This is a genomic window from Staphylococcus sp. EG-SA-2 (assembly GCF_017152085.1).
Genome location: NZ_JACYHC010000044.1, coordinates 1 through 8,735 on the forward strand (window position 1 = coordinate 1; position 8,735 = coordinate 8,735).

Annotated in this window: 7 protein-coding genes; all 7 read right to left on the reverse strand. The window is 31.1% G+C overall.

Annotated features, from left to right (window positions below):
* Positions 1-685, reverse strand: a 685-nt coding sequence (locus IDG60_RS00335; protein ID WP_241013311.1) for an amino acid--tRNA ligase-related protein, incomplete at its 3' end; no start/stop codon positions are given.
* A gap of 321 nt (positions 686-1,006) precedes the next feature.
* Positions 1,007-3,700: an ATP-dependent DNA helicase DinG gene (locus IDG60_RS00340; protein ID WP_000525081.1), complete on the reverse strand. Its 2,694-nt coding sequence runs from the start codon at positions 3,698-3,700 to the stop codon at positions 1,007-1,009.
* A 23-nt stretch (positions 3,701-3,723) separates the two neighbouring features.
* Positions 3,724-4,695 carry a biotin--[acetyl-CoA-carboxylase] ligase gene (locus IDG60_RS00345; RefSeq protein ID WP_000049921.1) on the reverse strand — a complete coding sequence of 324 codons (972 nt, stop codon included), beginning with the start codon at positions 4,693-4,695 and terminating at the stop codon, positions 3,724-3,726.
* Positions 4,682-5,884 (reverse strand): CCA tRNA nucleotidyltransferase, encoded by a 1,203-nt coding sequence (locus IDG60_RS00350; protein ID WP_000361540.1) that lies wholly within the window; start codon positions 5,882-5,884, stop codon positions 4,682-4,684. Before IDG60_RS00350 ends, IDG60_RS00345 begins: the two co-directional genes overlap by 14 nt.
* A gap of 4 nt (positions 5,885-5,888) precedes the next feature.
* Positions 5,889-7,031 carry an N-acetyl-alpha-D-glucosaminyl L-malate synthase BshA gene (gene bshA, locus IDG60_RS00355; RefSeq protein ID WP_000690025.1) on the reverse strand — a complete coding sequence of 381 codons (1,143 nt, stop codon included), beginning with the start codon at positions 7,029-7,031 and terminating at the stop codon, positions 5,889-5,891.
* A 242-nt stretch (positions 7,032-7,273) separates the two neighbouring features.
* Entirely contained in the window at positions 7,274-7,591 is a 318-nt protein-coding gene (locus IDG60_RS00360; RefSeq protein ID WP_000839926.1) for a nucleotide pyrophosphohydrolase, read from the reverse strand.
* A gap of 335 nt (positions 7,592-7,926) precedes the next feature.
* Complete coding sequence (locus IDG60_RS00365) at positions 7,927-8,607, reverse strand: zinc metallopeptidase (protein ID WP_001827022.1); 681 nt, start codon at positions 8,605-8,607, stop codon at positions 7,927-7,929.
* Positions 8,608-8,735 lie beyond the last annotated feature (128 nt).

Here is an 8,735-nt window from a genome sequence, read left to right on the forward strand (position 1 = left end):
TGAAAGCCATTTCCCCTTCAATCATCCAGAACTCGATCAAGTGTCTACGTGTTTTTGATTTTTCAGCTCTGAAAGTTGGACCAAATGAAAATACTTTTCCGTGTGCCATTGCTGCAGCTTCTAAGTATAACTGACCACTTTGAGATAAAAACGCATCTTGATCAAAGTATTTAGTATGGAATAATTCACTTGTACCTTCTGGTGCACTTGCTGTCAAAATTGGTGGATCAACCTTTGTAAATCCATCTTTGTTGAAAAATTCATACGTTGCACGAATAACTTCATTTCTAATTTTCATTACAGCATGTTGTTTTTTAGAACGTAACCATAAATGACGGTGATCCATTAAGAATTCTGTACCATGATTTTTAGGTGTAATCGGATAGTCATGCGCTTCTGAAATAACTTCAATTGATTTCACTTGCATTTCGTATCCTAAGTCAGAACGATTATCTTCTGTAATTGTGCCTGTAACGTATAGAGATGATTCTTGAGCAATTTCTTTCGCAAGTTTGAATACCTCTTCATCAACTTCTGATTTAACTACTACGCCTTGCATAAAGCCTGTTCCATCACGTAATTGTAAAAAGGCGATTTTACCACTTGAACGTTTATTTGTTAACCAAGCACCAATTGTAACGTCTTGGTTTAAATGATCTTTCGCTTGTTTAATCGTTGTTTTCATAACCATTCTCCTATTTATTTTTTCGTTATACAATACTCATTCATTTTAACAAAATCCGCTTTCAAGTTCTAGAACTAGACTAAAAGATAACGTGTAAATGGTAATGATTTACGCACAGATTTGAACATTAATTTATATTAAGACAATACAATCATCAGTTTCAGACAAAATATATAATAAAGCCTCAATATTATTAGTATGAAGGTCGTTTTTTGTGCTAACATTCAAGTTTAATTATAAAACTCAAATTTTGACGACCAAACAAAAATTCTTGTAACAGAACATAGCACATGTCATGTCACAAGAATTTTACTTTGTATTTCACTTTTTCTTTTTTTGAATTTGTCTTAATAATTTTCCAAACTGTTGAATGTCGCCTTTTTTCTGACGATAATTTTCAAGTGTTTGTTCAAAAAAGTTTTTATAATTACTGTTTATAAGTCGATCATCAAATGAAACTATTATGCCGCGATCATTTTCACTTCTAATTAATCTTCCAAGTCCTTGTCTAAAACGTGTAACTGCATCAGGTAATACATATTCCTTGAAAGTTGAAGTGAATTCAGAATCCATAAGCCAATATTTTGCATTATGCTTGTTCATAAACGGTAACTTCGCTATCATCACACATTTAATACCATTTGCTTGAAAATCAAAACCTTCAAAAAATGTTGACGTACCAAGCAGTATGGCCTTATCAAAATTATTAAACTGTTGTACTATTTTATAATTTTGGTTCTGCTGTTGTGTTAATACAACATAATCTTCAAATTCTGGCAATTCATTTAGCATATCTTGTACCATATGCATCATTTTATAACTCGTAAATAAGACTAAACATTTTGATGACGTTATAGTCGTATATTCAATAATATAGCTTACAATCGATGCTACATACTCATCTATATTTTTATATTGATAAGATGCTACATCACTCGGTATAAATACACTTGTATTTTTTGCACTTTGTAACGACGTGTTAACTTCAAATGTATTAAAGTGAACATCTTTGTTGAATAACTGTTTAAAAGCTTCAAACGAATGATTAAATTTTAAAGTACCAGATATAAAAATGAGTGATTTAAATTTTTCCAATACTTGTTTCGTTAATACATCTTTTACAGCGTAATCTTTCACATATAAACGTATTGTTGATTTTTGAGATAAATTTTTAATTGAAATGAAACTAGTATGTCCAGCTTTTAAACTTTGTTCGATATTTTTAAATTTATCTTTTAAATACAACAACTGTTTCCGTAATGATTTAACTGTTTTATGACTAATGCCATTGAATATTTCTAGCGTTTTATTTAACTTATCGATAATCGCATGTAAATCCTTCAAAATGTCTTTTGTTTCAAAAGTAAATACATTATGGAAGCGATGAATATCATCATCATAAACATCAGAATCATTGATAATCGTAAATATCGTTGAGAACAATTGCTCATTTAACTCATGAATCTCATTCATACTAGCCTTCAAGCCAAAAATATCAATTGGTGCAATATCTAATTTTTCCAAAATTCGCTGCTTTTCCAGTTGATCGATTGCCTTTAACAATTTTTCATTTTCGTTTTTACCAATCAAACCAAGCTGATATTTAATATCAGCATAACTCAACTCATTTGTCACTTGATTTAAGGCATAGTCTGGTAAGCGATGTGCTTCATCCACTATACAATCATCAAACAATTGATATATTGAATTTTCAACATCAGAATGAATTAAATGTGCATGATTTGTAATACCAATTTGAATGTTCTGTGCATTTCGCTTAATAAAATTATAATAATGAACATCGTGACGTGCCGGTACATATGTTTCAATTTTCTGGTCAAAATACATCTTTTGACCACCTTTTAAATTTAATTCCTGTATATCTCCGGACGGCGTCTCTGTAATCCAAATTAACAATTGCATTTTCAAGATATTCACTTCGTAATTACTTGTGTCATCTTTTAAAATTTGACTAATAAGTCCCAATGAAATGTAATCACTTTTACTTTTAATCAATAGTGCATTAATTTTAAAATTTAACGCTTCATTCATTGCTGGAATATCTTTTTCTAACAATTGACTTTGCAGTAATTTAGTATTGGTAGAAATCATGACATGCTTCCCAGTTTCAATATTATACATCAAGGCCGCAAGTAAATATGCTAATGATTTACCACTGCCTAGTGATGCTTCAATCATTGCTTTTTCACTATGCATGAGCTGATCTAATATAGTTTCCGCTAAATATAATTGTTGCGGTCGATATGTTAAGCCAAGTTGATCTACAGCTTTGCTATATAAAGACTTCAAGCTGCCATTATAATTTGTTGTCGGCTTTTTAAAATCAACTTGCTTACGATAGATAATCTGTTCGAACTTTTCGTACGATTTATCCAATGGCTTTGCATCATATTGCCTAACCATCTCAAAGAAAATATCATACAAATCGTATTTCAACTGTTTACTTAAATAATATAATTGCTTCAAAGTATCTAACGGTAACTTTTCAAATTTTTCAAAAGCTAATATCATCAATTTAGCAGTAGTAGCGGCATCTTCGTCAGCTCGATGGGCATTTGCTAAGGTAATACCATGTGCCTCTGCTAATTCACTTAATTGATAGCTTTTATCTGTAGGAAAAGCTATTTTAAAGATTTCTAGTGTATCTATAACTTTTTTGGGACGATATTGAATATTACAATCTTTAAATGCCTTTTTAATAAAATTCAAATCAAAATCTACATTATGAGCGACAAAAATGCAATCTTTTATCTTATCGTAGATTTCTTGTGCAACTTGATTAAAATATGGCGCTTGTTGTAGCATATTTTCTTCAATGGATGTTAACGCTTGAATGAACGGCGGAATCTCTAAATTTGTTCTAATCATAGAATGATATGTATCAATAATTTGGTTATTGCGCACAAACGTTATACCAATTTGAATGATATCGTCAAAATCTAATTGGTTGCCTGTTGTTTCCAAATCCACAACGGCATAGGTTGCCATACCCATAGCTATCTCTCCTTGCTTTAGTGTTAAAAATCTATATCTGCACTAATTAAACGGTGTGATTCACCCGCTTCATCTCTAACAATTAGATAGCCATCGTAATCTAAATCAATTGCTTGTCCTTTAAACTGTTTATCATTTTCTGTAAATAGCAACGTTCTATTCCAAATATTAGAAGCTGCAATATATTCTTCACGAATTTCAGAAAAAGGTAACGTTAAAAATTGATTATATCTTTTTTCAATTTCTTGAAGTAATCTCTCTAAAAATTGATATCTATCTAATTTATTTTTATCATGTAATTGTATACTTGTTGCTCTATGTCTAATACTTTCATCAAAGTTTTCTAGTTGTTGCGTCAAATTAATACCTATACCACATATTATTGCTTCTATACCATCATTATTAGCAACCATTTCAGTTAAGAAACCACACACTTTACCATTATCAATATATATATCATTCGGCCATTTCACTTTGACTTCATCTTGACTAAAATGTTGAATCGCATCTCTTATCCCTAATGCAATAAATAAATTAAATTTAGATATCATTGAGAATGCAACGTTAGGTCTTAACACGACAGACATCCAAAGTCCTTGCCCTTTTGAAGAACTCCAATGTCTATTAAATCGCCCACGACCTTTCGTTTGTTCATCACTCAAGATAAAAAATGAAGATTGATTTCCAACAAGTGACTTTTTCGCAGCAAGTTGTGTAGAATCTATTGAATCGTATACTTCACTAAAATCAAACAAAGCAGAACTTTTTGTATATTGGTCTATTATACCCTGATACCAAATATCTGGGAGTTGTTGTAATAAATGCCCTTTATGATTTACTGAATCAATTTTACATCCCTCTAACTTTAATTGGTCAATCACCTTTTTTACTGCAGTGCGTGAAATATTAAGTGATTCCGCAATGCTTTGTCCAGATATATAATTCGGTTTATTTTTATAGAGTAATTGAAGTACATCTTGACTATATTTTGACATGATTATCCACCCATTTCAAAATTTCAGTTTCTTCGTTGCTTACTTTACCTGTTACAATCGCTATCTCAATTTGTCTTAGCACATCTTTTAACCACGGACCACTTTTGGCATTTAAATGTGCCATAAGTACACCGCCATTAACCATCATGTCTTTTCTATTATGCATAGGTAAACGATGTAATGTTTCATCAATCGTTTGAAGGTTAACGATTAATGGTTCATGTCCTTGAATATCATTTGCCTTTAACACGTCTGCTGCAACCATTACATTTTTAATGAGATTCGTATCATAATCATAAACAAACATTTTTAATTGTTCTTTTGTAATAATACTTGGTAATGCATTCATAATTTGAATATATTGATTGATATCTTTTACTTGTCGGTTACTTAGCTTTAAAGGCTTCAATGAGTAATTAATATCAAATTTAACTGACACTATAGCAATCAACAATTCTAAATCAATTGGTTCAGTTACATTAATTTGATTCATATCAAGTTGTTCGAAATATGGCATATAATTAAATGCTTTCAGCGATTTTAAATGATTAAAACTCTCTTCAACATTAATACCTCGCATTAATTTAGTTAGTTCAATCACTATACGCTCAATTGATAAAAATTTAATATCTGCCATTTGTGTACGCATCGCTTCAAATGTTTCCATTGCAATATCAAATGATAATTGTGACTGGAATCTTAAACATCGAATCATACGTAAAGCATCTTCTTGGAATCGTTCCTCAGCTATACCTACAGTTCTTATTATTCGATTATTAATATCTTGTTGACCATCAAAATAATCATACAATTTGTATGCTGTATCCATTGCTATCGCATTCATCGTGAAATCTCTTCGTTGCAAATCTTCGTATAAATCCCGAACAAATGTAACACCACTTGGTCTACGGTGATCGACATAATCTTCTTCAGCCCGGAATGTTGTCACTTCATAATTTTCATCATTAAAAACTACATTTATGGTGCCATGTTCTTTACCTACAGGTATCGTATGACTAAAGATAGATTCTATTTCATCCGGCGTTGCACTTGTTGTGATATCTATATCATGAATATTTCTTCCCATGACATAATCTCTTACAGAGCCACCTACATAATATGCTTCAAAACCATTGTCTTGAATTTGTTCTAATATAGGCCTTGCCTGTTCAAATAATGATTTATCCATATTATTACTCGCCTTTACTTTTGTTATGCTCATTTAGCATTTTTTGATAATAATACTCATATTGATCTGTAATAAGTTCTGATCCAAAACGTTCAGCAATATCTGCTAGCATGTTTTTCTGAAGTTTGTTGTATAACGCCTTATCTTCAAGTAAACGGATAGCATAGTCACTCGCTGAATCACAATCACCCACATCTACAACAAATCCAGTTTCACCATGTTTAATAACCTCTTTAATTCCACCGGCATTTGAACCAATTGGAACGACGCCTGTTTTCATAGCCTCAAGTAAAGTTAGTCCAAAGCTTTCTTTTTCACTTAATAATAATACTAAGTCAGATAATTGATAAAATTCACTTACACAATCTTGTTTCCCTAAAAATAAAACATCCTCTTCTACGTTTAACTCTTTCGTCAATTGACGCATTGGCACTAATTCAGGACCATCTCCAAGTAAAATTAATTTACTAGGTATCTTTTCACGTACTTTTGCAAATGTTTCTATAATAGTATCTATGCGTTTTACTTGTCTAAAATTCGATACATGTATTAACACTTTTTCATCTGGTGCTATACCAAATTGTGATTTTAATGCTGTGTTATGTTTAGTTGGAAACTCATTTTCACGTACAAAATTATAAATCGGTATAATTTCTTTGTTAGTTTCGATAATTTCATGTGTTTCTTGCGCTAAAGATTTACTCACACTTGTCACAATATCACTTTTTTCAATGCCAAATTTAATTGCACCTTGGAGTGAATGATCATAGCCCAAAACAGTAATATCAGTACCGTGTAGCGTTGTCATAATTTTTATATCTTTACCTGACATCTCACGAGCTAAAATTCCACAAATTGCATGAGGTACAGCATAGTGCATATGCAACAAATCAAGATCATATTCTTTAATAACTTCAGCGATTTTAGTACTTAACGTAATATCATACGGTGGATATTGAAATACTGCATATTGATTCACTTCAACTTGATGAAAAATCATATTCGGCAATGGTTTTCTTATTCTAAACGGGATATTTGAAGTGATAAAATGTACTTCGTGACCTCGCTCTGCTAATTTAATTCCTAATTCTGTGGCAATAATTCCAGAACCACCCATGGACGGGTAACATGTTATACCTATCTTCATTCGCTTGCCCATCCTTTCTTTCTATTTCTCTTTCTATTATTCTCGATGCGTAGATAATTGTTTAAATTTAAGTTTATAGTAATGTTGAGTTTATAATTTCAAATATCTAAAAACAGGTGTTGTATATATAATCATTTATCTAGTTCTACTTACTTTAAAAATAATATAATTTCATGCGATGCAATTCATTGGTCTATGTTTTTAATCTTAATCAAATCCAAATAAAGCATATATTTTTAAATTCACTTTCTTTCGAATCGATTTTTATCTCTTGTATTAAACTTTTCCATTGTTTCATTAAAGCTCTCTGTCATATCTATTCCCATTGAATTCGCTAAACATAACAACACAAATAAATTATCACCTAATTCTGCTTTAATCGTATTTGCTTCCTCTGAATCTTTCTTCTTTTTTTCACCATAGGTATGATTTATTTCACGTGCAAGTTCGCCCACTTCTTCAGTCAATCTAGCTAAGTTAGCTAATGGTGAAAAATATCCTGTTTTAAATTGTCCAATATATTCATCAACTTCACGTTGCATTTCTACCATTGATTTCATTTCTACGTTCTCCTTATATTGCATTTCTAATATAGTATATATCAATTTGAAGTCTCATGCATGTTTAGTGCAATCTACTGACTCTAGCTAAACTAGATGACAAGTTGTTTATTTTAGAAGTTTAATAATTCAGTTTATATAAATGTAATGCATTCCTAACTAAATTAAATCAATTGAAATTGGGATTATAACTTTATGATTCGTACCACTACAATAAAATAATATAATGAATAATCTACCATTAGAAAAATAAGCACAAAAAAACTAGCAATCACACAAAATGTGATTAGCTAGTTAATAAGTGTCTAATTTAAGTTAATTGTTAATCTATAAGATTAATCACTTGAACGCGCAATCAAAATAATACGTACAAGCTCTGCTACAGCGACAGCAGTTGCTGCAACATAAGTCATTGCTGCTGCAGATAATACTTTACGCGCATGCTTGTATTCTTTTTCATTTACAATGTTCAATGCCGTAATTTGTTTCATCGCTCTTGAACTCGCATCAAACTCAACTGGTAACGTAACAATTGAGAATAATACCGCTAATGACATTAAACCAGCACCAATCCATAAAGCAGTTGAACCAAATGCACTACCTATCGCTGTTAAGATAATACCTAACATGATGATCATATAACTTAATGAACTCCCTAGGTTTGCAACAGGTACTAATGCTGCTCTGAATCTTAAGAACCAATATCCTTGGTGATCTTGAATGGCATGACCAACTTCGTGGGCTGCAATTGCAGTTCCAGCAACTGATGGTCTGTCATAGTTTGCAGGAGATAGTGAAACAACTTTCTTTTTAGGATCGTAATGATCTGTTAAGAATCCTTCACCTTTAACAACTTCGACATCATAAATACCGTTTGCATGTAAAATTTCTAATGCAACTTCACGACCCGTTTTACCACTAGTTGATCTAACTTGTGAATATTTCTCATAGTTAGATTTAACTTTGTGTTGTGCCCATAAAGGAAGCACCATTAATATTACGAAATAAATTATCATAGTAAAAATTGAAGACAATAAACTCACTCTCCTTTATAAATATTTTACTGTCATTTGCCGTTTTTATCAAATCATTTACACTTTAATAATTTGTTTAATTCAATATAAAGCAAAAGTCCAAAAACACT

Bases quoted from the DNA above. Each gene is read 5' to 3' on its own strand.
- IDG60_RS00340 (WP_000525081.1), bottom strand. From the start codon at position 3,700: ATGGGTATGGCAACCTATGCCGTTGTGGATTTGGAAACAACAGGCAAC.
- IDG60_RS00345 (WP_000049921.1), bottom strand. From the start codon at position 4,695: ATGTCAAAATATAGTCAAGATGTACTTCAATTACTCTATAAAAATAAA.
- IDG60_RS00350 (WP_000361540.1), bottom strand. From the start codon at position 5,884: ATGGATAAATCATTATTTGAACAGGCAAGGCCTATATTAGAACAAATT.
- bshA (WP_000690025.1), bottom strand. From the start codon at position 7,031: ATGAAGATAGGTATAACATGTTACCCGTCCATGGGTGGTTCTGGAATT.
- IDG60_RS00360 (WP_000839926.1), bottom strand. From the start codon at position 7,591: ATGAAATCAATGGTAGAAATGCAACGTGAAGTTGATGAATATATTGGA.
- IDG60_RS00365 (WP_001827022.1), bottom strand. From the start codon at position 8,607: ATGATAATTTATTTCGTAATATTAATGGTGCTTCCTTTATGGGCACAA.